This is a genomic window from Lichenibacterium ramalinae (assembly GCF_004137085.1).
In the GTDB taxonomy this organism is placed as follows: Bacteria; Pseudomonadota; Alphaproteobacteria; order Rhizobiales; family Beijerinckiaceae; genus Lichenihabitans; species Lichenihabitans ramalinae.
This window is the reverse complement of sequence record NZ_QYBC01000014.1, coordinates 127,899-151,760: the sequence shown is the minus strand read 5'-3', so window position 1 is coordinate 151,760 and position 23,862 is coordinate 127,899. Positions and strand designations below refer to the sequence as shown.

General features: G+C 70.9%; 23 protein-coding genes. 6 read left to right on the top strand and 17 right to left on the bottom strand.

What is annotated here, in order from left to right; genetic code table 11:
• Positions 1–132: 132 nt before the first annotated feature.
• From D3272_RS17195 to D3272_RS17175, 5 genes are all read right to left on the bottom strand, one after another.
• A complete protein-coding gene (locus tag D3272_RS17195; protein ID WP_245496630.1) occupies positions 133–1,236 on the bottom strand; it encodes a GlxA family transcriptional regulator in 1,104 nt (367 codons plus the stop codon).
• Positions 1,237–1,403: 167 nt separating this feature from the next.
• Entirely contained in the window at positions 1,404–2,069 is a 666-nt protein-coding gene (locus D3272_RS17190) for a TenA family protein (RefSeq protein WP_129220437.1), read from the bottom strand.
• A 52-nt stretch (positions 2,070–2,121) separates the two neighbouring features.
• A complete protein-coding gene (locus tag D3272_RS17185) occupies positions 2,122–3,465 on the bottom strand; it encodes an 8-oxoguanine deaminase (RefSeq protein ID WP_129220436.1) in 1,344 nt (447 codons plus the stop codon).
• On the bottom strand, positions 3,462–3,944 hold the full coding sequence (locus D3272_RS17180; RefSeq protein WP_129220435.1) for a nucleoside deaminase: 483 nt from the start codon (positions 3,942–3,944) through the stop codon (positions 3,462–3,464). The genes D3272_RS17185 and D3272_RS17180 overlap by 4 nt, the downstream gene beginning before the upstream one ends.
• Positions 3,945–4,020: 76 nt before the next feature.
• Positions 4,021–4,461: a VOC family protein gene (locus D3272_RS17175; protein ID WP_129220434.1), complete on the bottom strand. Its 441-nt coding sequence runs from the start codon at positions 4,459–4,461 to the stop codon at positions 4,021–4,023.
• Between the two features lie 204 nt (positions 4,462–4,665).
• Between D3272_RS17175 and D3272_RS27695 the strand changes: the two genes are divergently transcribed.
• Entirely contained in the window at positions 4,666–5,331 is a 666-nt protein-coding gene (locus tag D3272_RS27695; RefSeq protein WP_207210236.1) for a hypothetical protein, read from the top strand.
• 14 nt (positions 5,332–5,345) lie between these two features.
• Here the strand turns inward: D3272_RS27695 and D3272_RS17165 are convergent, their stop codons facing one another.
• Together D3272_RS17165 and D3272_RS17160 are read right to left on the bottom strand one after the other, a co-directional pair.
• The gene (locus D3272_RS17165) at positions 5,346–6,095 is read right to left on the bottom strand and encodes a tRNA1(Val) (adenine(37)-N6)-methyltransferase (RefSeq protein ID WP_245496629.1); all 750 of its coding nucleotides are present in this window, start codon (positions 6,093–6,095) and stop codon (positions 5,346–5,348) included.
• Positions 6,088–6,312, bottom strand: a complete 225-nt coding sequence (locus D3272_RS17160) for a putative signal transducing protein (RefSeq protein WP_129220432.1) — start codon at positions 6,310–6,312, stop codon at positions 6,088–6,090. Before D3272_RS17160 ends, D3272_RS17165 begins: the two co-directional genes overlap by 8 nt.
• Positions 6,313–6,459: 147 nt before the next feature.
• On the opposite strand from D3272_RS17160, the gene D3272_RS17155 reads away from it, so the two are divergent.
• Both D3272_RS17155 and D3272_RS17150 read left to right on the top strand, forming a co-directional pair.
• Complete coding sequence (locus tag D3272_RS17155; protein WP_129220431.1) at positions 6,460–7,473, top strand: polyprenyl synthetase family protein; 1,014 nt, start codon at positions 6,460–6,462, stop codon at positions 7,471–7,473.
• A 2-nt stretch (positions 7,474–7,475) separates the two neighbouring features.
• Positions 7,476–8,084 (top strand): LOG family protein, encoded by a 609-nt coding sequence (locus D3272_RS17150; protein WP_129220430.1) that lies wholly within the window; start codon positions 7,476–7,478, stop codon positions 8,082–8,084.
• A gap of 46 nt (positions 8,085–8,130) precedes the next feature.
• Here D3272_RS17150 and D3272_RS17145 read toward each other — a convergent pair whose 3' ends face one another.
• The 9 genes from D3272_RS17145 to D3272_RS17105 form a co-directional block, all read right to left on the bottom strand.
• Positions 8,131–8,385 (bottom strand): Txe/YoeB family addiction module toxin, encoded by a 255-nt coding sequence (locus D3272_RS17145; RefSeq protein ID WP_129220429.1) that lies wholly within the window; start codon positions 8,383–8,385, stop codon positions 8,131–8,133.
• Entirely contained in the window at positions 8,382–8,627 is a 246-nt protein-coding gene (locus D3272_RS17140; RefSeq protein WP_245496628.1) for a type II toxin-antitoxin system Phd/YefM family antitoxin, read from the bottom strand. Before D3272_RS17140 ends, D3272_RS17145 begins: the two co-directional genes overlap by 4 nt.
• A gap of 125 nt (positions 8,628–8,752) precedes the next feature.
• On the bottom strand, positions 8,753–10,309 hold the full coding sequence (locus D3272_RS17135) for a SpoVR family protein (protein WP_129220427.1): 1,557 nt from the start codon (positions 10,307–10,309) through the stop codon (positions 8,753–8,755).
• Complete coding sequence (locus D3272_RS17130; RefSeq protein ID WP_129220426.1) at positions 10,306–11,631, bottom strand: YeaH/YhbH family protein; 1,326 nt, start codon at positions 11,629–11,631, stop codon at positions 10,306–10,308. Before D3272_RS17130 ends, D3272_RS17135 begins: the two co-directional genes overlap by 4 nt.
• A 29-nt stretch (positions 11,632–11,660) precedes the next feature.
• Entirely contained in the window at positions 11,661–13,598 is a 1,938-nt protein-coding gene (locus tag D3272_RS17125) for a PrkA family serine protein kinase (RefSeq protein ID WP_129220425.1), read from the bottom strand.
• A 631-nt stretch (positions 13,599–14,229) separates the two neighbouring features.
• Positions 14,230–15,096: a 4-(cytidine 5'-diphospho)-2-C-methyl-D-erythritol kinase gene (locus D3272_RS17120; protein ID WP_129220424.1), complete on the bottom strand. Its 867-nt coding sequence runs from the start codon at positions 15,094–15,096 to the stop codon at positions 14,230–14,232.
• A gap of 61 nt (positions 15,097–15,157) precedes the next feature.
• Positions 15,158–15,862 (bottom strand): lysozyme inhibitor LprI family protein, encoded by a 705-nt coding sequence (locus D3272_RS17115; RefSeq protein ID WP_129220423.1) that lies wholly within the window; start codon positions 15,860–15,862, stop codon positions 15,158–15,160.
• 101 nt (positions 15,863–15,963) lie between these two features.
• Positions 15,964–19,479, bottom strand: coding sequence for a transcription-repair coupling factor (gene mfd, locus D3272_RS17110; protein WP_129220465.1), 3,516 nt, complete (start codon positions 19,477–19,479; stop codon positions 15,964–15,966).
• Positions 19,480–19,555: 76 nt separating this feature from the next.
• Positions 19,556–19,840 carry an FAD assembly factor SdhE gene (locus D3272_RS17105; RefSeq protein WP_129220422.1) on the bottom strand — a complete coding sequence of 95 codons (285 nt, stop codon included), beginning with the start codon at positions 19,838–19,840 and terminating at the stop codon, positions 19,556–19,558.
• A gap of 190 nt (positions 19,841–20,030) precedes the next feature.
• Here D3272_RS17105 and D3272_RS17100 point away from each other — a divergent pair, with 190 nt between their 5' ends.
• The 3 genes from D3272_RS17100 to recG all read left to right on the top strand — a co-directional run bounded on the left by D3272_RS17100 (position 20,031) and on the right by recG (position 23,049).
• Complete coding sequence (locus tag D3272_RS17100; RefSeq protein ID WP_129220421.1) at positions 20,031–20,291, top strand: type II toxin-antitoxin system ParD family antitoxin; 261 nt, start codon at positions 20,031–20,033, stop codon at positions 20,289–20,291.
• A 1-nt stretch (position 20,292) separates the two neighbouring features.
• Positions 20,293–20,607, top strand: a complete 315-nt coding sequence (locus D3272_RS17095; protein ID WP_129220420.1) for a type II toxin-antitoxin system RelE/ParE family toxin — start codon at positions 20,293–20,295, stop codon at positions 20,605–20,607.
• Between the two features lie 345 nt (positions 20,608–20,952).
• On the top strand, positions 20,953–23,049 hold the full coding sequence (gene recG / locus D3272_RS17090; RefSeq protein WP_129220419.1) for an ATP-dependent DNA helicase RecG: 2,097 nt from the start codon (positions 20,953–20,955) through the stop codon (positions 23,047–23,049).
• Between the two features lie 24 nt (positions 23,050–23,073).
• Here the strand turns inward: recG and D3272_RS17085 are convergent, their stop codons facing one another.
• Positions 23,074–23,853 (bottom strand): glutamine amidotransferase, encoded by a 780-nt coding sequence (locus D3272_RS17085; RefSeq protein ID WP_165361392.1) that lies wholly within the window; start codon positions 23,851–23,853, stop codon positions 23,074–23,076.
• Positions 23,854–23,862 lie beyond the last annotated feature (9 nt).

The window sequence follows — 23,862 nt, the reverse complement described above, 5'->3', positions numbered from 1 at the left end:
CGACCTCGCGGAGGGGCGATCGCGGCGCGTGGGAGGCGCCGCGGGCCACGATCATCCCGCGGCCGTTGCCGGCCTTCTGTTGTGCAGGCGACGCGTTCTGGCCTGCGCTCCGGCTCTGCGGTCGGAGCGGCGTTAACGGTTGCAGCGGCGTTCCTGGGAGGGCGTGCGGTCGAAATGCTCCGAGTAGCATTTCGAGAAATGCGAGGCCGAGACGAAGCCGCAGGCGAGCCCGATCGACAGGATCGGCATGGACGTCTGCAGCAGCAGCTGGCGGGCCCGGGTGAGGCGCAGGCCGAGGTAGTAGCGGGTGGGCACCTGCCCGATGTATTTGCGGAACAGGCGCTCGAGCTGGCGGGTCGAGAGCCCCGCCCCTTCGGCGAGGTCGACGCAGGACAGCGGCTGCTCGATGCAGCGCTCCATCTCGCCCACCACGCTGATGAGCTTGGGATGCGCCACGCCGAGGCGGGAGCGCAGCTCCATGCGCTGGCGCTCGTCGCCGTCGCGCATGCGGTGGTGGATGAGCTGGTCGGTGACGCCGGAGGCGACCTCCTGGCCGAGCTGCCGGGCGATGAGGGCCAGCATCATGTCGATCGCCGCCGTGCCGCCCGCACAGGTGAAGCGCGTGCGGTCGATCTCGAAGAGCTCCTCGGTGACGTCGATCTGCGGGAACTGTTCCCGCAGCGAATCCTGGTTCTCCCAGTGGATGGTGCAGCGGTGGTCGTCGAGCAGGCCCGCCCGGGCCAACACGTAGGTGCCGGTGCACACCGCCCCGACCGGGACGCCGCGCGACGCGAGGCCCCGCAGCCGGGCGGCGAGCTCGCGGTGGTCGAAGGTTTGGACGTCGACGCCGGAACACACGATGGCGGCCGTGGCGCCGCCGAGGTCGGCGAAGCTGCCCTGCACGGCGACCTCGACGCCGTTGGAGGCCGCGACCGGACGCCCGTCGGCGGACAGGACGCGCCAGGAGAAGGTGTCGTGGCCCTCGATGCGGTTGGCGAGCCGCAGCGGCTCCATCGCCGACGAGAAGGCGATCATCGAGAATGAGGGCACCAGCAGGAAGGCCACCGAGGTGATGTCCGCCATGGCGCGGGCCCTGGCGGCATCGGGACCCCGGCCGGCCGCCTCCTCGCCGCCGCGGCGGCTGCGGGCCGGCGGCGGCAGCGGGACGGAGCCCGGCGGGCGGCCCCGCCCCGTCCTGATCGACACCGCGCCGGCTTCCGCTTTGCTGATGGACATGAGGTGAACCGGGGGTGCAGCCTGGGGACGAGCGCGACGGGACCCGCGACGCTGGGCCGGATCTGCGTCGCGACTCTGTCCGGCGAGGATGGCCCAGGCCGGACGAATGTCAAATGAGCAAAAGGCTTGCCACCATGCGCCGGCCCCGGGCCGCGGCCGGCGGACCGTCACACCGGCCAGGACAGCCGGCGGTAGGCCGAGTCCCAGAACATCCATTCGAGCTGCATGGCGCGGGTGAAGGCGCCGTGCATGGCGGCGACGACAGGGGGCGCGGCGGCGGCGGCCAGCGCGTCGGTGGTGGCGATCATGGCGTCGACGGCGGCGGCGAAGTCTTCGCCGGCATAGGTGTCGATCCAGGCGCGGTAGGGATTGTCGGCCGCCGCGGTGGCGTGGATGTGGTGGCCGACCTCGCGGTAGACCCAGAAGCAGGGCAGCGCCGCCGCCGCGATGACCGGCAGGGGTTCGCGGAAGGCCGTGGCGAGCAGGAAGCCGGTGTAGTGGTGGCAGGCCGGCGACATGGGCTCGGCCGCCACCGCGGCGGCATCGAGCCCGAAGCGACCGAAATAGTCCTCGTGCAGGGCCCGTTCCACCACCACGGCCTCGCGCGCCGCCCCGGCGAACTGGACGATGTGGTCGGGATCGTCGGCCTTGGCGGCCGCCACCGCCAGGGCCTGGCCGAAGGCGACCAGGTATTTGGCATCCTGCACGATGTAGTGCCGGAAGGCGTCGAGCCCGAGGCGACCCTGCGCGAGCTCCCGGTTGAACGGCAGCGCCAGCGTCGCGTCGTAGAGCGCGCGGTTGCGCGTCCAGGCGTCGGCGGAGAAGGTCGACATGGGCGGTCCATCCATTGGGCCGGCTCCCGCGGCGCGGGAGCCGTCGGGCGTGTCAGGCGAAGCGCCGGGCGGCCTGGCGCTGGTCGGCGATCATCTTGGCGAGATCGAGCCCGACCGGCTGCCCGTCCTCCACGCGCCAGCGGCCGCCCACCATGACCCGGTCGGCCCGGTGGGCGTTGCACAGGATCAGGGCGGCGAGCGGGTCGTGGGCACCGGCGAAGCGCGTCTCGTCCAGCGTGAACAGCGCCAGGTCCGCCTGCAGGCCCGGCGCGATGCGGCCGATGTCGTCGCGCCCGAGGCAGCGGGCCGACCCCTCGGTCCCCCAGCGGATCACGTCGTGGTGCGTGACCTTCTCGGCGCCGTAGCGCAGGCGCCCGATCATCAGCGCCTGGCGCAGCGCTTCCATCATGTTGGAGGCGTCGTTCGACGCCGAACCGTCGACGCCGAGCCCGACCTTGACGCCCGCCGCCTCGAGCTCGACCGTGCGGCAGATGCCCGAAGCCAGCACCATGTTGGAGGCGGCGCAGTGGCACACGCCGACGCCGTGCCGGCCGAGCCGCGCCACCTCGGCGTCGTCGAAATGGATGCCGTGCGCCATCCAGGCGCGCGGCACGAGCCAGCCGTTGCGCTCCAGCAGGTCGACGGGGCGGCAGCCGTAGCGCGCCACGCAGAACTCCGTCTCGTCGGCGGTCTCGGCGAGGTGGGTGTGCAGCGGGCAGTCGAAGCGCTCGGCCAGCGCCGCCGTCTCGCGCAGCAGCCGCTCCGTCACGGTGAAGGGCGAGCAGGGCGCGAGGCCGATCTGGATGTCGGCGCCGGGCTTCGGATCGTGGAACAGGGCGAGCACGCGCTCGCTGTCGCGCAGGATCGTGTCCTGGTCCTGCACCACGGCGTCGGGCGGCAGGCCGCCATCCTTCTCGGACAGGTTCATGGAGCCGCGCGTCACCGTCATGCGCAGGCCCACCTCGCGGGCCGCCTCCACCTCGATGTCGACCGCCTGTTCGAGCCCGGCGGGGTAGAGGTAATGGTGGTCGGCCGCCGTGGTGCAGCCCGACATCAAAAGTTCGACGAGGGCGATCCGCACGGCGGCGCGCAGGTCGTCGGGCGTGAGCCGCGCCCAGAGCGGATAGAGCGCCTTCAGCCAGGGGAAGAGCGGCTTGTTGATCGCCGCCGGATGGGCGCGGGTCAGCGTCTGGTAGAAGTGGTGGTGGGTGTTGACGAGGCCCGGCAGCACGACGTGGCGGGACGCGTCGAAGACCGCGCAGGGCGCGCTCGGCTCGCCGCCGGCCGGGACCAGCTCGGCGATGGTGCGACCCGCGACGACGAGGCCGCGTTCGGCGCCGGGCGCCGCGACGGCCAGCGGATCCTTGATCCAGAGGCGGGCGGGCGCGGCGCTCAATACGACACCTTGTCGGTCTTCTCGGCCCAGGCGTGGAACGTGGCCTCGGCTTCGGGCATCGGCAGGTGGCGCGTCGGCAGGCGGCGGTCGAGCGGCGCCTTCGGCACCTCGTCGTAGAGGAAGGCGTCGTCGAAGCCGATGGCGGCGGCCTGATCGCGCGTGTTGGCGTAGACGAGCCGGTCCAGCCGCGCCCAGTAGATGGCCGACAGGCACATGGGACAGGGCTCGCAGCTCGAATAAAGCGTGGCGCCGGCGAGCGAGAAGTCGTCCACCGCCGCGCAGGCCCGCCGGATGGCGGTGACTTCCGCGTGGGCCGTCGGGTCCTTGGCGGAGGTCACGGCGTTCCAGCCCTCGGCGAGGACCACGCCGTCGCGCACCACGACGGCGCCGAACGGCCCGCCGTGGCCCGCTTCCATGCGGGAGCGCGACAGCGCCACCGCCTGGGCCAGGAAGGCCCGATCCTCGTCGTCTCGATCCATGCCGGTGATCTCCTCGCCCGCCACCGTGGCGCAGGACGGGCCGAGGCGCAATCGCCGGACGGATGCCGCCCTCAGCTCACCATTCGCCGGTGTTCTGCATGGAAGCCCAGGGCTCGGCGGGGGCTTTGGGGCCGCCCTTCTGCAGCAGTTCGAGCGAGATGTTGTCGGGCGTGCGGACGAAGGCCATGTGGCCGTCGCGCGGCGGGCGGTTGATGGTGACGCCGGCATCCATCAGCTTCTGGCAGAGGCCGTAGATGTCGTCGACCTCGTAGGCGAGGTGGCCGAAGTTGCGGCCGCCGGTGTAGGATTCGGGATCCCAATTGTGGGTCAGCTCGACGAGGGGCGCCTGCTCGGTCCGGCCGCTCTCGACGTCCTCGGAGGCGGCGAGGAAGACCAGGGTGAACCGGCCCTTCTCGTTGTCGATGCGGCGGGTCTCGGTCATGCCGAGCAGGGTCTCGAAGAAGTGCAGCGTCTTGTCGAGATCCGTCACGCGGATCATCGTGTGCAGGTAGCGCATGGGGCGGGCCTTCTGTCTGGGCCACGCCGCCCTTTGGAGGACGGCGCGGCATGGCGGACCGCAAACGCCGGCCGGGGACGAAAGGTGCCCGGGGGGTGAATGGAGGGTGAAAGCGCGCCTCAGAGGGCATTCAGGCGGCGGAGCCCACAACCGGCCCGACGATGCGGGCGGCCATGGGGGCCGCCCGCGCCACGGGACAGCGCCATGCACACCTTCACCACCTCCGCCCGGGGCGCCTTCAAGACCGTCACGACGGCCGGCGTCCTCGCCCTCACGGTGGCGGGCGCCACCGTCGCCACCGCCGAGCCGGCGGCCGCCCACCCGCGCCGAGGCGGCGCCTTCCACCACGGCGGCTTCGCGCACGGCGGTTTCGGCCACGGCGGCTTCGGGCACGGCGGCTTCGGGCACGGCGGCTTCTACCATGTCGGCGGTCGCCGAGGCGGCTTCGCCTATGGCGCCGGCCGGGCGTTCGGGGGCTACGGCTTCCGCCATCGCGCCGCCGGGTTCCGCCCCTTCGGCTTCCGCCGCTTCGCCTACGGGGTAGACGTCCCGTTCGGCGGCTACGGGCTGCGCCGCTGCGGCACTGCCCGCCACTTCGTCCCGGGCCTGGGCTGCCGCCTCGACGTCGGGTACCGCGCCGTGCCGCGCTTCGTGGGCACCCGGATCGGTTCTCGGCCCTTCGCCATCGGCATCCGCCGCGCCGTCCGCCCCTACGGCCTCCAGCGCCACGCCGGATACGGCTTCGGCCGCTTCGCCTACGGCCCCGGGCGGGACTTCGGCGGCTATCGGCACGGCTTCCACCTTGCCGGGTTCCACCATGCCGGCTTCCACCATGCCGGTTTCCGGCCCGGCGGGTTCCACCGCGGCTGACGGGCGCGCCTCCGTCAGAGCGTGACGGCGGCCTCGCCGCGGTGCACGGCTTCCGCCTCCGGCGTGAAGGCGCCGTCGGGCCCATGCAGCACGAAGGGCGGCGCGAGGCGCAGCGGCGCCCGGCTCCCCTTGGTGCCGGCGAGCAGGATGCGGATCGCGTCCCCGCCCGGCCGGGCCAGCACCGGGCGCAACACGAGGGCGCCGAGGCGACCCGTGCAGGCCGCGAGCAGTTCCGGCAGCGCGTCGGGACGGTGGATCGTGACGAAGCGACCGCGCGGCGCCAGGAGCGCCACGCAGGCCGCGAGCCAATCGCCGTGGCCCTGCCCGCCGAGCACATGGGCCCGGGCGCGGTCCGCGTCCGGCGAGGCCCTGACGACTTCGCGGGCGAAGAAGGGCGGGTTGGTGAGGACCAGCGCGGCGCGCTCGGGCGCCAGCGCGGCGGGCCTGTCGGCGGCCCGCGCGAAGAGGTCGGCCTCGACGACCTCGACCCGCTCGGCGAGGCCGTTCTCGACGCAGTTGCGCCGCGCCAGCGCGGCCGTGGCGCCGTCGACCTCGACGAGGAGGCCGCGCGCCCCGGGGCAGCGCCGGGCCAGCATCAGCCCGGCGCTGCCGACGCCCGACCCCACGTCGACGAAGTGGCCGTCCGCCGGGGCGTCGGCCGCCGCCGCCAGCAGCACGGCATCGGTGCCGGCCCGGTGGCCGCCCGGCCTCTGCAGCAGCGTGAGCCTCCCTCCCAGGAGCCGGTCGGCGACGGGTTCACCCACGTCGCAGCTCCTCGCCGAAGCCCGCATCGGTGAGCAGGCGGCGGGCGCGGGACTCGGCGTCCCGCTCGACCATGATGCGCCGGGCCAGGAACCCCGACGACCCCTCGATCACGCTCATGTACTGGTCGGCGACGAAATGGGCGATGCCCGACTCGTCGAGCAGCGACGCCACCACCGAAATCAGCACGATGTCGTTGGTGCGCATGATCTCGATCATCGGGAAGGCATCGTCCTGTCGGGGGGGGATCGGCGGCATGCAGGGCAGGCCTGCGCGGGGCGGCCCGGCCGCGCGGAAAGGCATGTTGCGGCTGGGCCACCCCGGCCTTATGGTCCGCGCGCGCAGCAGTGACAAGGAAGTGTGCCTTTGGGCGTGGTGATCCCCCTCGGTGAAGCGGCGTCCGACGCCGGCATCGGCAAGCTCTGGTCCCTGGTGCGGACCGACATGGACCGGGTGAACCAGGCCATCGTGGCCCGGACGGGGTCCGACGTCGCCATGATCCCGGAGGTCGCCAACCACCTGATCGAATCCGGCGGCAAGCGCCTGCGGCCCATGATGACGCTGGCGGCCGCGGGCCTGTGCGGCTACAGCGGCGACGGCCACGTGAAGCTCGCCGCCTCCGTCGAGTTCATGCACACCGCGACCCTGCTGCACGACGACGTCGTGGACCAGAGCGACATGCGCCGCGGCAAGCTCGCGGCCCGCATGCTGTGGGGCAACGAGGCCTCGGTGCTGGTCGGCGACTTCCTGCTCGGCCAGGCCTTCCGCATGATGGTGGAGGTCGGCTCCCTGCCCTGCCTGTCCGTGTTGGCCGATGCCGCCGCCGTGATCGCCGAGGGCGAGGTCATGCAGATCTCGGCCGCGAAGGACACCGCCACCACCGAGGACGACTACATCGCGGTGATCCGCGCCAAGACGGCGGCGCTGTTCGCCGCCGCCTGCGAGGTCGGGCCCATCCTGGCCGGGCGGCCCAAGGCCGAGATGGCGGCCTGCCGCGCCTATGGCACGAACCTCGGCATCGCCTTCCAGCTCATCGACGACGCGCTCGACTACGGCGGCTCGAGTTCGACGCTCGGCAAGAACGTCGGCGACGACTTCCGCGAGGGCAAGATCACCCTGCCGGTGGTGCTGTCGTTCCGCCGGGGTTCGGCCGAGGAGCGCGCCTTCTGGTCGCGCACGCTGGAGAAGGGCGAGATCACCGATCCCGACCTCGACACCGCCATCGCCACGATGCGGCGCCATCGCGCCATCGAGGACACGATCGAACGCGCCCGCCACTACGGCGCCATGGCGCGCGACGCGCTGGAGCTGTTCCCCGCCTCCGAGCACAAGGCGGCGCTGCTCGACGTCGTGGACTTCTGCATCCGCCGGGCGAACTGAGCGTGGCAGCCGCGACGGCGTCGCCGTCCCTCCGGCGGCTCTGCGTCTTCTGCGGCTCGAACCCGGGCCGGGACCCGCGCTTCCTGGCGGGGGCCCGGGACCTCGGCGCCCACCTCGCAAGCGAGGGGATCGGCCTCGTCTACGGCGGCGCTTCGGTCGGCCTGATGGGCGCCGTGGCCGATGCCGCGCTCGAGGCCGGTGGCGAGGTGATCGGAGTCATTCCCCAGGCGCTCGCCGACAAGGAGGTCGCCCACAGGGGCCTGACCGAGCTGCGCGTCGTCGGCTCCATGCACGAGCGCAAGGCGATGATGGCGGACCTGTCCGACGGCTTCGTGGCCTTGCCCGGGGGCGCCGGCACGTTCGAAGAACTCTTCGAGGTTTGGACCTGGGCGCAGCTCGGCTACCACGCCAAACCCTGCGGCCTGCTGGACATCGCCGGCTTCTACGGGCAGCTGACGGCGTTCCTCGACGGTGCGACCGCACAGGGATTCATGAAGGCCGAGCATCGCGACATGCTCGTGGTGGCCGAGGCGCCCGGCGACATCCTGACGCGCTTCCGGGCCTATGTGCCGCCCCGCGTCGGCAAGTGGATCACGGCCGACGAAAGCTGAGCGACCCCTCTACGGTCTGCCCGGTCACGACAGCAGTGTCGCAACGTCAGTAATGGTAACGGCATTGCGCCACGAGCAGCGTGTCATCCTCGACGCGGTACACGAGACGGTGTTCCTGATCGATGCGGCGAGACCACCAGCCTGAATATCGACCTCTCAGTGGTTCGGGCTTTCCGATCCCGGTGAAGGGGCTTCTCGTACACTCGCGCAGGAGACCGTTGAGGCGCGCCGTCATCTTCCTGTCCACTGCCTGCCAGTGGAGATAGTCGTCCCAGGCTGCCGCCTCGAACAGAAGCTTCAATCGATGATCTCGCGCTCTGTCCCCAGGCCTCTTTCCAGGTTCTCGATCGATCTCGCCAGTCGATCTGCGTTTTTCGGGCTCCGCAGCAAATAAGCGGTTTCCTCGAACGAGGCGAAGTCCTCGACGGAGATCAGGACGGCCGCCGGTTTCCCGCGGTCACGCGTCACCATGACCGGCTCATGATCGGCGTTCACGCTGTCGATGGTCTGGGCCAGATTGCGGCGAACTTCGCTGAACGACATGGTTCTCATGGTCGTCAGTGTACCCGGATGAGTACGCCGATACAAGGGCCTTTCCGAACCCGCGGTCGCGCGTCGGGCTCTGCCCTGAGCCCGCCCGCCGAAAGCTCGCCGACCCTCGGAAACCGTCATCCCCCCTGCAGGAAGGTCGCCCGCGCGCTGGCGCTGTGCTCCTTGAGCAGCTTGCCGGAGGCCTGGTCCACCTCCCGCATGTGCACGTCGTAGCCCCACAGGTCGGCGAGGTGCTGGAGCACCTCGCGCGTCTCGCGCTCGCTCATCAGCACGCCGTTGAGGACGTTGTGCTGCACCATGAGCCGGCGGTCGCCCGCGAGGTCGACGTCGATGACCTGGATGTCCGGGTCCTGCCAGGCCACGTCGTAGTGGCGCGACAGGGCGCGGCGCAGGCCCCGGTAGCCGCGCTCGTCGTGGATGGCGGCGACGCGCAGGTCCTTCTTGGGGTCGCCCTCGTCCTGCACGTGGAACAGCTTCCAGCGGCGCATCAGGTGCGGGCTGAGGAACTGCGACACGAAGCTCTCGTCGCGGTAATTGGCCCACACGTCCGCCAGCACCGCATAGGGGTCTCCCCGCCCGGCGATGTCGGGGAACCATTCGCGGTCCTCGTCGGTCGGCGCCACCACGATGCGCTCGATGTCCTGCATCATGGCGAAGCCGAGCGCGTAGGGGTTGATGCCGCCGAAGCGCTTGTCGTCATAGTCGGGCTGCATCACCACGTTGGTGTGAGAGCCGAGGAACTCGAGGTAGGAGCCTTCCGAGATCTGCCCCGTCTCGTACAGCTTGCCCATGATCTGGTAGTGGCAGTAGGTGGCGCAGCCCTCGTTCATCAGCTTGGTCTGGCCCTGCGGGTAGAAGTACTGGGCGATCAGGCGGACGATGCGGATGATCTCGCGCTGCCAGGGGGCGAGCCGGGGCGCGGTCTTCTCGACGAAGTAGAGGATGTTCTCCTGCGGCAGCTCCAGCAGCGCCTTGCGGCGCTCGTCGGACAGGTTGCCGGCGGCGCCCTTCTCCTTCTCGGGCACGGTGCGCCACAGGTCGTTGAACATCTGCTCCTGGTGTTCGCGCCGGTCGCGCTCGCGGCGCTGCTCGGAGGCGAGGTCGGGCTTGCGCTTGCGCGGGTAGCGGTGGACGCCGTGGCTCTGCAGCGCATGGGCGGCGTCGAGCACCCGTTCGACCGCCACATGGCCGTAGCGTTCCTCGCAGTCGGCGATGAAGGTCTTGGCGAAGTCGAGGTAGCCGAGGATGCCCTCGGCCTGCGTCCATTGCTTGAACAGGTAGTTGTTGCGGAAGAAGTGGTTGTGGCCGAAGGCCGCGTGGGCGATGACCAGCGTCTGCATCGTGGCGGAATTCTCCTCCATGATGTAGCTGACGCAGGGATTCGAGTTGATGACGATCTCGTAGGCGAGACCGCGCAAGCCCTTGCGGTAGGAGGCCTCGTGGTGGGCGAAGCTCTTGCCGAAGCTCCAATGCCCGTAGAACAGCGGCATGCCGACCGAGGAATAGGCGTCGAGCATCTGCTCGGTGGTGATGATCTCGATCTGGTTCGGGTAGGTCTTGAGGCCCATCTCGCCGTGGGCGATGGTTTCGCAGGCATCGTTGATGCGCTGGATGGTCTCGTAGGTCCAGTCGGCGCCGGTGAAGAGCAGGCGGTCGGGCGTCATGACGGTCATGCCGAGGCCCCCCTGGCGGGTTCGGAGCGCGCACCCCGCTCCTTGCGCTCGAAGAGCTTGCGGAACACGGGATAGATCTCGGCCCGGTGGCGGACCTTGCACATGGCGAAGTCCGATCCGGATTTCGCCACAGCCTCGTAGGTGCGCCACAGCTCGGTCTGGCGCTGCACGAAGCCCATGTGGGGCGTCTCGTTCTCGCGGCCGACCTCGAGATAGGCGAAATACTGGCACAGCGGCAGCACGCCGTCGCGCAGCGTGGTGGCGGTGCGCTCGGTGTCGCCCGACGAATTGTCGCCGTCCGACGCCTGCGCCGTGTAGATGTTCCAGTCGGCCGCCGGATAGCGCGCCGCCGCGACCCGCATCATCTCGTCGAGCGCCGACGACACCACGGTGCCGCCGGTCTCGGGCGAGGAGAAGAACGTGTCCTCGTCGACCTCCCTGGCCTCGTGCGTGTGGCGGATGAACACGATGTCGACGTTCTTGTAGCGCCGCCGCAGGAAGATGTAGAGCAGCGAGAAGAAGCGCTTGGCCAGGTCCTTCATGTGCTCGGTCATCGAGGCCGACGTGTCCATGAGGCAGAACATGACGGCCTGGGCGACGGGCTTGGGGACCGGGTTGAAGCGGCGGTAGCGGATGTCGATCGGGTCGACGAAGCTGACGCGCCGCGTGCGCTCGCGCAGCCGGGCCAGTTCCGCCTCCAGCACCGCCAGCCGGTCGGGATCGAGGCCCGAGGCCGCCAGCGCCTCGACCTCGGCCTCGATCTCCCGCACCTCCTCGCCCTTCGGCCGGCGCAGCGCGATGCGCCGCGACAGCGAGTTCCGCATGGTGCGGGTGAGCGACATGTTGGCGGGCGAGCCCGCCGTCGAATAGCCGGCCCGGGTCAGCGACACCGATTCCGCCGTCGCCAGCTTCTTCTTGGCGAGGTCGGGCAGTTCGAGGTCGTCGAAGAACAGGTCGAGGTATTCCTCGCGCGAAAGGACGAAGCGGAAGTCGTCCTCCCCCGAGCCGTCCTCCGCCCCCTCGTTGCCGCGCCTGCCCCCGCCGGAGGGGTCGCGCGGGATGGTGTCGCCCTCGACGAACCTCTTGTTGCCGGGGAACAGCCCTTCCCGCACGCCGCCCTGGGAGGAGCGGCGCAGGCGCGGCTCGCGGACGCCGTCGAGCGGGATGGACACTTCCCCGCCCTGGTCGAGGTCCTTGATCGAGCGGTCCTTCGAGGAGTTCCGCACCGCCTGCCGCACCAGGGTCTTGGCGCGGCGGAGGAAGCGCTGTCGGTTGGCGAGGCTCTTGCCGCTCGCATTCAGGCGACGGTCGACGATGTGCATGAACGTTCCCGCATCCCAGGGAGGGAGGATCAGCCGGCCTTCTTCACCCTCATGTACCATTCGACGAGGCGGCGCACCTGCCGCTCCGTGTAGCCCCGCGCCACCATCCGCTCGACGAATTCGCCGTGCTTCTTCTCCGTCTCGCTGTCGCGCTTGGAGGTGAAGCTGATGACGGGCAGGAGTTCCTCGACCTGCGAGAACATGCGCCGCTCGATCACGTCGCGCAGCTTCTCGTAGGAGGTCCAGGACGGGTTGCGCCCCGAATTGTGGGCGCGCGCGCGCAGCGAGAACTTGACGACCTCGTTGCGGAAGTCCTTCGGGTTGGCGATGCCGGCGGGCTTCTCGATCTTGGTGAGCTCCTGGTTCAGGAGTTCGCGGTTGAGCAGCTGGCCGGTGTCGGGGTCCTTGAAGTCCTGGTCCTCGATCCAGGCGTCGGCATAGTCCACGTAGCGGTCGAACAGGTTCTGGCCGTAGTCGTGGTAGGACTCGAGGTAGGCCTTCTGGATCTCGTGGCCGATGAACTCGGCGTAGCGCGGGGCCAGGTCGGCCTTGATGAACTCGCGGTAGCGCTTCTCGACGTCGTCGGGGAGCTGCTCGCGGCGGATCGACTGTTCCAGCACGTACATGAGGTGGACCGGGTCGGCGACGACTTCGGTCGTGTCGTGGTTGAAGGTCGCCGCCAGCACCTTGAAGGCGAAGCGGGTCGAGATGCCGTCCATCCCCTCGTCGACGCCGGCCGCGTCCTTGTATTCCTGCATGGAGCGGGCACGGGGGTCGACCTCGCGCAGGCTTTCGCCGTCGTAGACGCGCATCTTGGAATAGGTGTTGGAGTTCTCGTGCTCGCGCAGCCGCGACAGCACCGAGAACCGCGCCAGCATGTCGAGTGTGCCCGGCGCGCAGGGCGCCTCGGCGAGTTCGGACGAGCGGATCAGCTTGTCGTAGATCGCCTTCTCCTCCGTCACGCGGAGGCAGTAGGGCACCTTGATGACGTAGATGCGGTCGATGAAGGCTTCGTTGTTCTTGTTCTGCCGGAACGTCTGCCACTCGGCCTCGTTCGAGTGGGCCATGATGATGCCGGTGAACGGGATGGCGCCGATGTTCTCGGTGCCGACGTAGTTGCCTTCCTGCGTCGCCGTGAGCAGCGGATGCAGCATCTTGATGGGCGCCTTGAACATCTCGACGAACTCGAGCATGCCCTGGTTGGCCCGGTTGAGGCCGCCCGAATAGCTGTAGGCGTCGGGGTCGGCCTGGGACAGGCTTTCGAGCTTGCGGATGTCCACCTTGCCGACGAGGGACGAGATGTCCTGGTTGTTCTCGTCGCCGGGCTCGGTCTTGGCCAGCGCGATCTGGCGCAGGCGCGACGGGTTGACCTTGACGACGCGGAACTTGCCGATGTCGCCGTTGAACTCGTCGAGCCGCTTCAGCGCCCAGGGGCTCATCAGGCCGGTCAGGCGCCGGCGCGGGATGCCGTAGCGGTCCTCGATCTGTTCGCCCAGCGTGTCGGGGTCGAAGAGGCCGAGCGGGCTCTCGAAGACGGGCGACATCTCGTTGCCGGCCTTGAGCACGTAGACGGGGTGGTGCTCGATCAGCGCCTTCAGGCGCTCGGCGAGCGACGACTTGCCGCCGCCCACCGGGCCCAGCAGGTAGAGGATCTGCTTGCGCTCCTCGAGCCCCTGGGCGGCGTGGCGGAAGAACGAGACGATGCGCTCGATCGTCTCCTCCATGCCGTAGAATTCGGAGAAGGCCGGGTAGAGCCGCACCGTGCGGTTCATGAAGATGCGGCCGAGCCGGGGATCCTTGGCGGTATCCACCATCTCGGGGGCGCCGATGGCGGCCAGGATGCGCTCGGGCGCACTGGCATACATCATGGGGTCGGAGCGGCAGCCCTGCAGGTACTCGGCGAGCGACATGTCGGCCGCCCGCCGGGCATCGTAGGACCGCGCGAAGCTCGTGAACAGGTCGTCCATCAAAGGGCCCTCTCATCCGCGGACCCGGGGCGAAGGCCCGAGGTCGAAGAGTTGTCGAGATACGAACCAGACTGCAGACCGTGTGCCAGTTTCGGAGCGCCCCCGCCCGATCGGCACACCCATCAGTTAATGCGCGACGGATGTCCGTTCTATGGCGTGCCCCCTGCGATGTCTGAACGTTGCAGGGAGTGTGCGCTCCGTCGCGGCGACCATGCAAGGACAGTCTCGGCGCCCTGGCAAGCGCGAAGCTTGCCGGAAAGGCGACGCGTCGCGCGGCAAAAGGTGCCGCGGCGGCGGCGGCCGCATGGCCGGCACCGGCCGTCGCCTCAACTGATGCGGGACGCGAAGCGCCGCGCGTAAGCGGCTGATCCGGCCGCCGAAGCCTCGCCGGGCGGCGCCGCGGCAGTGGGGTCGAGCGCGCTTCGGGCCGCCCGCATCGCCGGGCGGCTCCCCGGCTCCCGCCCGGCGATCGGGACGGCGACGGCCGTCCGGCCCAGACCCGGAGCGGCAGTGTTACCGCGCGACTGCGACATGGGTGCAACAGCCGCGGCACCCGGCGCCGACCCGCGTGGCGGCGGCGCGGCGATGCTCAGGAATGAGGCAGGATGGGTGGGTGCGGGCTCCCCCGCCGTCAGCGCAGCGCCGTCGCCCGGATCCACCAGCCGGAACGGGCGCCGGCCAGCAGGTGGGCGGCGGCGCGGGCGCGGCGGCGGTCGTCGTAGAGGGCGAAACAGGTCGAGCCCGAGCCCGACATGCGGACGGTGCGGTGCCCCGGCGTGGCGGCGAGGGCGTCGATGGCGTCGCCGATCGCCGGGGCCAGCGACAGGGCGGCGGCTTCCATGTCGTTCCGCCCCCCCCCGACCAGCGCCAGGAACTCCGCGTGGCTCAGGTCGTCGTGCGGCACCGGATGGTCGCCGAGGTCGCGGCTTTCGCCGGGCTGGAAGCCCATCCGGGCGAAGACGGCGGGCGTCGGCACGTGGATGCCGGGGTTGGCCAGCACGGCATAGATCGGGCGGGCCATGAGCGGCCGGCCGAGCCGGTCCCCCGTGCCCGCCATCATGCGCGAGCGCGGCTCGACGCAGACCGGCACGTCGGACCCCGTGGCCCGCGCGGCCTCGACGACGCGGCCGTCGCCGGCCGGCAGGCCGTTCAGCCGCGCCAGCAGGCGCAGCGCCGCGGCGGCGTCGGAGGACCCGCCCCCGAGCCCGGCGCCGACCGGCAGGCGCTTGACGAGGTGGAACGCGCCGGTGCGCAGCCCCGGGACGCGCGCCGCGAGGGCGCGCGTGGCCTTGAGCACCAGGTTGCCGTCGGCGTCGCCGGCGGCGGTCGCGGTCGGCCCCGACACCGACAGGCCGAGCGGCCGGCCGGGGTCGAGGGCGAGGATATCGGAGACGCCGCCGAACACCACCAGGCTTTCGAGGTCGTGGAAGCCGTCCGGCCGACGCCGCACCACGTGGAGCGTCAGGTTGATCTTGGCGGGGGCGCGGGTCAGCAGCATGGGGTTCCATGGCCCGAAGCCGCGAAACACGTCAAGGCGCGGCGAAGCACGCCGGACCGCGTCAGGCGCCGCCGCAGCGGTGCTCGGCGTCGCCCTCCGACCAGCTCTTGCCGGTGCGCAGGTTGGTCGACGTGAAGTTCCGCCCGCGGTCGTCGCCCGGCGGGCAATGTTTGGGGAGCGCCGTCAGGCAGATCAGCACCGGGTCGCCGCGCCGCGACGTCACGATGCCGGGCACCTTGTCGTAGCTGACCTGGGACCCGCCGTTGGCGAAGTCGACCGACGCGCCGCTCGAGAAGGTCGTGTCGCCTTCGAGCCTGCCGCCGATGCCGGTGATGCGGCTGAGGGCGCATTCTCCCTCCCGCACCGGCATGGCCTTGCTTTCGGGCGGCACCCCCGCCGTCATGTCGGTGGCGGCGACCCAGGCGGGCACGGCGACGGTGGACCCGTCCACGGCGAGGTCTTCGAGCGCGCCGACATGGGCCGCCATCAGGCAGGCCACGTCGGCGCCGCAGCGCTGCTTGCGGGCGTTGAAGCTCCTGGCATCCGCCAGGGCATGGGCCTTGTCGGTCGGGTCCCCGGCGGCGCCCGGCGCCTTGTGGGCCTCGCCGTAGGCGCGGTCGACCAGCACGTCGAGGGCGGAGAGCTTGTCGTTCCGGCAGATCGCGACCTCCTCGAGCGCCGACGCCCGGGTGCAATCGAAGCTCGCGGCCGCGGCGGGGCCGGCCGAGACGGCGAGGCAGAAGGCGAGGAACGGGGCGAATCGCATCGATCGGTGCTCAAGGGCGCGCGGCGGAAGGCCACTATGGCACGAAGGCTGCCGGCCGCCGGCCGCCATGGCGCGCCGCTTGCGCGGCGATGCCGCGCCCGTCACGCCGCCTTCTTCTTCTCCCCGATGGCCACGAGCTTGCGCAGGATCTCGCGCGTGCCCTCCAGCCGGTCCTCCGGCCGGTCGAACTCGCGGGCGAAGGCGACGCGCATGTCGGGCCGCACCTTGGCGTAGTAGCGCGGGTCCTGGATCAGCCGCACGAGGGCGGTGGGGTTGGTGAAGCTGTTGTTGCGGAACCCCACGATGACGCCCTTGGGGCCGGCATCCACCTTCTCGACGTTGGCGCGCCGGCACAGGCCCTTGACGGCCATGAGCTTGAGGAGCTGGCGCACCTCGTCCGGCATGGCGCCGAACCGGTCCACCATCTCGGCCCCGAAGGCCGCGATCTCGTCCTCGTCCTCCAGGGACGACAGGCGGCGGTAGAGGTTCATGCGCAGCGCGATGTCGGGCACGTAATGCTCGGGGATGGTGACGGGGACCCCGATGGAGATCGCCGGCGACCAGGCTTCCTCGACGAGTTCGCCGTCGTCGCCCGACTTCAGCGCCTCGATGGCGTCCTTGAGCATCTGCTGGTAGAGTTCGAACCCCACCTCCTTGATGTGGCCCGACTGCTCGTCGCCGAGCAGGTTGCCGGCGCCGCGGATGTCGAGGTCGTGACTGGCGAGCTCGAAGCCGGCGCCGAGCGTGTCGAGCGACTGCAGCACCTTGAGCCGCTTCTCGGCCTGGGCCGTCGGGGGCTTGTTGGCCGGCAGGGTGAAGAGCGCGTAGGCGCGCGTCTTGGAGCGGCCGACCCGGCCGCGCAGCTGGTAGAGCTGGGCGAGGCCGAAGAGGTCGGCGCGATGCACCACCAGCGTATTGGCGCGGGGGATGTCGAGCCCCGCCTCCACGATGGCGGTGGCGAGGAGCACGTCGTAGTGGCCCTCGTAGAAGTTCGACATCTTCTCCTCGAGCTCGGTCGCCGACATCTGCCCGTGCGCCACCACCACCTTCACCTCGGGGACGGCGCGGGCCAGGAAGGCGGCGGATTCGTCGAGGTCCTCGATGCGCGGGCAGACGTAGAAGCTTTGGCCGCCGCGGTAGCGCTCGCGCAGCAGCGCTTCGCGGATCATCAGCTCGTCGAAGGGGAAGACGGAGGTCCGCACGGCGAGCCGGTCCACCGGCGGCGTCGCGATGATGGACAGGTCGCGCACCCCCGTCATGGCGAGCTGCAGGGTCCGGGGGATGGGCGTCGCCGACAGCGTCAGGATGTGGACCTCGGCCCGCATGTCCTTCAGCCGCTCCTTGTGGGCGACGCCGAAGCGCTGCTCCTCGTCGACCACGACGAGGCCGAGATCCTTGAACTGGATGCCCTTGCCCAGCACCGCGTGGGTGCCCACCACGATGTCGACGGTGCCGTCGGCGAGGCCCGCCTTCACGCGCTTCTGCTCGGCGGCCGGCACCATGCGGCTGACCTGCCCGACCTCGATGGGCAGGCCGGCGAAACGCTCCGCAAAGGTCTTGTAGTGCTGGCGCGCCAGCAGCGTCGTCGGCACCACGACGGCGACCTGCCGGCCGTTGATGGCGGCCGCGAAGGCGCCGCGCAGCGCCACCTCGGTCTTGCCGAAGCCGACGTCGCCGCAGACCAGCCGGTCCATCGGATGGCCCGAGGCGAGGTCGCCCAGCACCGACTCGATCGAGTTCAGCTGGTCTTCCGTCTCGTCGTAGGGGAAGCGGGCGCAGAACTCGTCGTAGAGCCCGTCGGGGGGCACGAGCTTCTCGGCCGCCTTGAGGGTGCGCTCCGCCGCGATCTTGATGAGGCCGTGGGCGATCTCGCGGATGCGGTTCTTCATCCGGGCCTTGCGGCCCTGCCAGCCGGCGCCGCCGAGCCGGTCGAGGAGCGCCTCGGAATCTTCCGAGCCGTAGCGCGACAGCAGTTCCAGGTTCTCGACCGGGAGGAAGAGCTTGGAATTGCCCTCGCCCGCATATTGCAGCTCGAGCAGGTCGTGCGGCACGCCGGCCGCCACCAGCGTCCGCAGCCCGATGAAGCGGCCGATGCCGTGGTCAACGTGGACCACGTAGTCGCCCGGGGCGAGGCTCGCGACCTCCTGGAGGAAGTCGCTGGCCCGCCGGGTCTTCTTGCGGGCCCGCACCAGGCGGTCGCCCAGGATGTCCTGCTCGCCGATGATGTCGACGTCGCCGGCCGAGAACCCCTGCTCGAGGCCCAGCACCGCCAGCGCCACGGCGGCCTGGGGCACGCCGAGCGCCTGGCCGAGCGAGCCCACCGGCTCGGTCTTCTTCAGGCCGTGCTCGGCCAGCACGCCGCGCAGCCTGTCGCGCGAACCCTCGCTCCAGGCCGCCACCACGACGCGCCGCCCCTGCCCCATCAGGTCGCGGATATGCGCCACGGCGGCGTCGAACACGTTGGCGCCCTCCTGCGCCCGCTCGGGCGCGAAGGAGCGGCCCGGCCGGCCGTCGCAAGCCACCGTCACGGCCGTGCCGAGCGGGGCCTCCTCGGGCGTGATGCGCGCCACCGGGGCGTGGTCGAGCTCGAGGGTCCAGTCGTCGCCGTCGAGGTAGAGGGCGTTGGGCGGCAGGGGCTTGAAGCCGTTGGCCTGGCCGGGCTGGCGGCGCGCCTCGACGCGCGCGTCGTGGTGATCGGCGACGACCGAGAAGCGCTCCGCGACGGCCTGGTCGTCAAGCGGGTCGAGCACGATGGGGCAGTGGCCGAGGTAGTCGAACAGCGTGCCGAGCTTCGGGTAGAAGAGCGGCAGCCAGTGCTCCATGCCGGGGTGGCGTCGCCCTTCGCTGACCGCCGCGTAGAGCGGGTCGTTGTGGGCGGCGCCGAAGGCCGTGACGTAGTTCTGGCGGAAGCGGCGGATGGAATCCGTGGTGAGCTGCACCTCGCTCATCGGCACGAGGTCGAGGGAGCGCAGCTGGCCCACCGAGCGCTGCGTCTCAGGATCGAAGGAACGGATGGATTCCAGCGTGGCACCGAAGAAGTCGAGCCGCACCGGCAGCGGCATGCCGGGGGCGAAGAGGTCGACGATGCCGCCCCGCACGGCATATTCGCCGGTGTCGCGCACGACGTCGGAGCGCAGGAAGCCGTTGGTTTCCAGCCAGGCGGCGAGGTCGTCGGTCGAGACGGAATTGCCCGGCGCGGCCGAGAAACTGTCCTTGGCGACGCTGTCGCGCGGCGGCACGCGCTGCAGGATGGCGCTGACCGTCGTCGACAGGATGCGGGGCTTCTCCGCCGACGAGCGCGAGCGGGCGAGCCGCGACAGCACCAGCATGCGCTTCGCCGCGATGGCGGCATTGGGCGACACGCGGTCGTAGGGCTGGCAATCCCAGGCCGGGAAATCCAGCACCTCGATCTCGGGTGCGGCGAAGGCCACGGCATCGCGGAAGGCCTGGGCGCGCTGGCTTTCGCGGGCCACATGCACCAGCACGGCCGGCCGTTCGGTGCCGGTGCGGGCCAGGGCGCGGGCGAGGTCGGCCACGACGAAGCCGTCGAACCCGTCCGGCACGCGGGCGAGCGTCACGTGCGAGTCGCCCCGCAGCGCCGCCACGGCGCGGGTCATCTCGGCCAGGGGCGCCGGGGGGCGGACGACGGGGGCGGGGTTCTTGGGCGGCGCGACGACGCGCCCCGCGACGGCCTTAGCCACGCAGCGCACCCGAGTTGGCGTGGAAGTCGCGGATGCGGGCCAGAAAGGCGGCATCGACGTCCGGCGGCACCGGCGCCTCGCCCGACACCCACTTGTAGAGGTCGGGGTCGGGCTGCTCCATCAGGGCCTCGAAACTGTCGAGCGCGGCGGCGTCGAGGCTGGCGAGTTCCGCATCGGCGAAACGACCCATGATGAGGTCCATCTCGCGGGTGCCGCGATGCCAGGCCCGGAAGCTGATCTTGCGGCGGCGGACCGCGTCCGCGTCGAGGGTGGTCATGGCTATAGGTCGCGCTCGCTCGTCGGGTCTTTGGCTTCGGGGATGGATATAGCCGGAGCGCAGGGGGCGTGCCAGATGGCGGACCAGCGCATTGCGGCGGCCAGCGGCCCGAAGGTTCGCCAGCATCGGTCGGGGCACGGTTGCCCGCTTCGGCGGCCCTCGCCATAGTGGCGGCGCGGAGATGCAGCCCATGGACATGATGGTTTCTCTCGATGACGAACTCGCGCGTTTCGTCGAAGGCCAGATCGCAACCGGGCGTTTTCGCTCGTCCAGCGATCTGGTGCGCGAGGCGCTGCGCCTGATGGAAACGACCGAACGGCGAGATGCCGACAACCTCCGATGGCTGCGCGAGGCGTGGCAGGACGGCCTCGACAGCGGCGACGCGGGCGAGATCGACTTCACCGCACTGAAGGCCGAAGCGCGCGGGCGGCGAACACCTTCGATATCGTGACGTGGGACGCGTGCGCTTCACGCGACGGGCAAGGCTCGACCTGCTCGACCTCTGGAGACATGTCGCGGCCCACGATTCTGGTCGTGCGGATGACCTCCTCGATCGCATCGAGGCAAGCTGCCGCGTTCTGCGGGATCATCCGCGCTTCGGTCGTGCCCGGCCGGATGTCGGCGAAGGGGCGCGGATGCTCGTGATCGAACGGTGGATCGCGTTGTACCGCATCGTGGGAGACGACGTGCAGGTGGTCCGCATCGTCGATGGCGCGCGCGACCTCGGACAGCTCGGATGGGCCGCAGCGGCCCCGCGCGGGGAGTGACGATGCCGGTTCGATTTGGGTCTTGAGACCCTCTATCTCAGACGAAATTGTCGAAGCGAACCAGTCACAACGAAACGGCGCGGAGATCGATGCGGCAGCTGACGACGGCCGGAAGGATCATGCGGCCCACACCCATCCATCACGCTCTTTGATCATGCCCGACAAAACGCCGGAGCGAGGCGGTTTCCGCATCTCGGCCGGTTCGTCGTCGAGCTTTCGCCACACGGGTTCGACCGGGTCAGGAAGCGACCGAGGCATCGACCGGTCGACTTTCAGGCCGGAACGGGGACCGGAGGCCGGCCCCCTTCCCGCCCCCGCGCCGGCTTTCCGTGCTATGGCGCCCCCATGCGACCCGAACTGCTCAACCCGCTTTTCGTCGAGGCCACCAAGCTGCGCGGCGTCGGCCCGAAGGTGGCGGCGGCGCTCGACCGGCTGCTCGGCGCGCCGTCCCGGCCCGCGCGGGTGCTCGACCTCGTGCTGCACCTGCCGATCTCGGTCGTCGACCGGTCGACCCGGGCGAAGATCCGCGAGGCCCCGCGCGACCAGGTCGTCACGCTCGAGGGCCGGGTGCGCGAACATTTGGCGCCGGCCAACGTCAAGGCGCCGTTCAAGGCCGTGATCGAGGACGAGACCGGCGACTGCACGCTGGTCTTCTTCCGCAGCAACGCCGCCTGGGTCGAGAAGGCCCTGCCCATCGGGGCGACCCGCTTCGTGTCGGGACGGCTGGAACTGTGGGACGGGCGGCTGCAGATGGTGCACCCGGATCGGGTGGTGGACGCCGAAGCCTTCGCCACCATGCCGCTGGTCGAGCCCGTCTATCCCCTGACCGAGGGGCTGTTCCCCCGCGTCCTCGGCAAGGCGGTCGAGACCGCGCTGGAGCGCCTGCCCGACCTGCCCGAATGGCAGGACCCGAACCGCTTCGTGCTGCGCGGCTGGCCGGGCTTCGCGGAGGCGCTGAAAGCCGTGCACCATCCCAAGAAGGCCGGCGACGTCGGCGCCGAGACCCCGGCTCGCCAACGCCTCGCCTATGACGAACTGCTGGCGAGCCAGCTCGCCCTGGCGCTGGTGCGCAACCGGCAGGTCGTCGACGACGGCGTGCCGCACGTGCCCACGGGTGCGATCTCGGCGAAAGTGGAGGCCGCCCTGCCGTTCCGCCTGACCGGCGGGCAGCGCAAGGCGCTCGACGAGATCCGGGCCGACATGGCGTCGCCGCGCCGCATGCTGCGGCTGCTGCAGGGCGACGTCGGCTCGGGCAAGACCGTGGTGGCGCTGCTGGCGGCGGCCTCGGCCGTCGAGGCGGGCACGCAGGCGGCCCTCATGGCGCCGACCGAGATCCTGGCGCGCCAGCACCATGCCCGCATCGCGCCCCTGGCCGAGGCGGCAGGCCTGCGCGTCGCGGTGCTGACCGGGCGCGACAAGGCATCGGAGCGCGCCGCGACGCAACGCGGCCTGGAAGACGGGACGATCGACCTCGTGATCGGCACCCACGCCCTGTTCTCGGAAACGGTGGCGTTCAAGGACCTCGGCCTCGTCATCGTCGACGAGCAGCACCGCTTCGGCGTCGCCCAGCGCCTGACCCTGGCCGAGAAGGGTCGCGCCGCGGAACTGCTGGTGATGACGGCGACCCCCATCCCCCGCACCCTGGTGCTGACGGTGTTCGGCGACATGGACGTGTCGATCCTGGCCGAGAAGCCGGCCGGGCGGCAGCCCATCGTGACGCTGGCCAAGCCCGCCGACGCCATGGAGGAGGTCGTGGCGGCGGTGGGCCGGGCGGTGGCGGGCGGGGCGCGCGTCTACTGGGTGTGTCCGCTGGTGACGGAAAGCGAGCACACTGACCTCGTCGCCGCCGAGGACCGGTTCCGCGCGCTGGAGGCGTATTTCGGGGACCGCGTCCGGCTGATGCACGGGCAGATGAAGGCGGCCGAACGCGACGCCGCCATGGCGGATTTCGCCTCCGGCCGGGCCAGCGTGCTGGTGGCCACCACCGTCATCGAGGTCGGCGTCGACGTGCCCGAGGCCAGCGTCATGGTGATCGAGCATGCCGAGCGCTTCGGCCTGGCGCAGCTCCACCAGCTGCGCGGGCGCGTCGGGCGCGGGGCCGCCAAATCCTTCTGCCTGCTGGTCTACAAGGGGCCGCTCGGCAAGACGTCGGAGGGCCGCATCGAGATGATGAAGCAGACCGAAGACGGCTTCCTGATCGCCGAGGCCGACCTCAGGCTGCGCGGCGAGGGCGAGCTCATCGGCACCAAGCAGTCCGGCCTGCCCGACTTCAAGCTGGCGCTGCTCGACGTGCACGGCAAGCTGCTCGAAGAGGCCCGCCGGGAGGCCGCCGGCCTCGTCGCCGACGACCCGAACCTGTCCGGCCCGCGCGGCCCGGCGCTGCGCATGCTGCTCCACCTCTTCGAGCGCGACGCCGCGGCACGGCTGCTTCAGGGGGGATGAGGCGCGCGCGTCGCGGCCGCCGCGTCAGGCTCCCGGCTTCGCCGTGACCCAGCCGAGCAGGTTCGTCCACAGCCTGGCATAGCCCGGCCAGTCGACGAAGGTCTGGGGCAGCCAGTGGGGGCCGATGTCGGAGGTCCACGCCGCCGTGCGCCCGGCGCCGTGCCGGCCCGTCACCAGCAGCGGGTGCCCGCCCTGGTCGGCCGGCAGGCGCGCCAGGACCTCGACGTCCGGCCCCGGCTTCACCTCCACCTCGTTGGCGCCGAGCAGCAGCGGCCAGTCCGTCCCGAGCCCGTCGAGGATCGGGTGGCCGGCCGGCCCCACGACCTCCGGCTTGAAGCCCTCGGGGATCTCCAGCCGGTCGTCGTAGGGCAGGCAGGTCACCGGCAGCGCCTCCTCGACCGGCGTGCGCCGCCAGCGCGCCTTGCCGTCGATGCCCTGGAAGGAGAAGTAGCCGCCCGCCATCACCAGGCCGCCGCCCCGCGCCGTCCAGTCGCGCAGCAGCTTCAGCCGGTTCGGATAGGTCCGGCCGTGCAGCCACACGTCCGGGTGCAGCAGGATCGAGTTGGCGCCGATGTCGGACAGCAGGATGGCATCATAGGCGTCGAGCCCCTCCGCCGTGGCGGGGAAGGCGTTCACGGCCTCGTGCGCCGGCATGTAGGTCAGGGCGAAGGCGCTGTCCTTCAGCGCCGCCACCAGGGGCTCGGCCCCGAGGTGGAACGTGACGCTGCCGAACTGGTCGAAGCCCTTGTAGTGGGTGGCGGAGCTGACCCAGCTCTCGCCCACCAGCAGAACCTGCTTCTTCATCATGCGTCC

What these genes read in the sequence shown, in the direction of transcription:
- D3272_RS17195 (WP_245496630.1), bottom strand. Translation starts at nt 1,236, where the DNA reads ATGTCCATCAGCAAAGCGGAAGCCGGCGCGGTGTCGATCAGGACGGGG.
- D3272_RS17190 (WP_129220437.1), bottom strand. Translation starts at nt 2,069, where the DNA reads ATGTCGACCTTCTCCGCCGACGCCTGGACGCGCAACCGCGCGCTCTAC.
- D3272_RS17180 (WP_129220435.1), bottom strand. Translation starts at nt 3,944, where the DNA reads ATGGATCGAGACGACGAGGATCGGGCCTTCCTGGCCCAGGCGGTGGCG.
- D3272_RS17175 (WP_129220434.1), bottom strand. Translation starts at nt 4,461, where the DNA reads ATGCGCTACCTGCACACGATGATCCGCGTGACGGATCTCGACAAGACG.
- D3272_RS27695 (WP_207210236.1), top strand. Translation starts at nt 4,666, where the DNA reads ATGCACACCTTCACCACCTCCGCCCGGGGCGCCTTCAAGACCGTCACG.
- D3272_RS17160 (WP_129220432.1), bottom strand. Translation starts at nt 6,312, where the DNA reads ATGATCGAGATCATGCGCACCAACGACATCGTGCTGATTTCGGTGGTG.
- D3272_RS17140 (WP_245496628.1), bottom strand. Translation starts at nt 8,627, where the DNA reads ATGTCGTTCAGCGAAGTTCGCCGCAATCTGGCCCAGACCATCGACAGC.
- D3272_RS17135 (WP_129220427.1), bottom strand. Translation starts at nt 10,309, where the DNA reads ATGACCGTCATGACGCCCGACCGCCTGCTCTTCACCGGCGCCGACTGG.
- D3272_RS17130 (WP_129220426.1), bottom strand. Translation starts at nt 11,631, where the DNA reads ATGCACATCGTCGACCGTCGCCTGAATGCGAGCGGCAAGAGCCTCGCC.
- D3272_RS17125 (WP_129220425.1), bottom strand. Translation starts at nt 13,598, where the DNA reads ATGGACGACCTGTTCACGAGCTTCGCGCGGTCCTACGATGCCCGGCGG.
- D3272_RS17120 (WP_129220424.1), bottom strand. Translation starts at nt 15,096, where the DNA reads ATGCTGCTGACCCGCGCCCCCGCCAAGATCAACCTGACGCTCCACGTG.
- D3272_RS17115 (WP_129220423.1), bottom strand. Translation starts at nt 15,862, where the DNA reads ATGCGATTCGCCCCGTTCCTCGCCTTCTGCCTCGCCGTCTCGGCCGGC.
- mfd (WP_129220465.1), bottom strand. Translation starts at nt 19,479, where the DNA reads ATGACCCGCGCCGTGGCGGCGCTGCGGGGCGACTCGCACGTGACGCTC.
- D3272_RS17105 (WP_129220422.1), bottom strand. Translation starts at nt 19,840, where the DNA reads ATGACCACCCTCGACGCGGACGCGGTCCGCCGCCGCAAGATCAGCTTC.
- D3272_RS17100 (WP_129220421.1), top strand. Translation starts at nt 20,031, where the DNA reads ATGGACATGATGGTTTCTCTCGATGACGAACTCGCGCGTTTCGTCGAA.
- recG (WP_129220419.1), top strand. Translation starts at nt 20,953, where the DNA reads ATGCGACCCGAACTGCTCAACCCGCTTTTCGTCGAGGCCACCAAGCTG.
- D3272_RS17085 (WP_165361392.1), bottom strand. Translation starts at nt 23,853, where the DNA reads ATGAAGAAGCAGGTTCTGCTGGTGGGCGAGAGCTGGGTCAGCTCCGCC.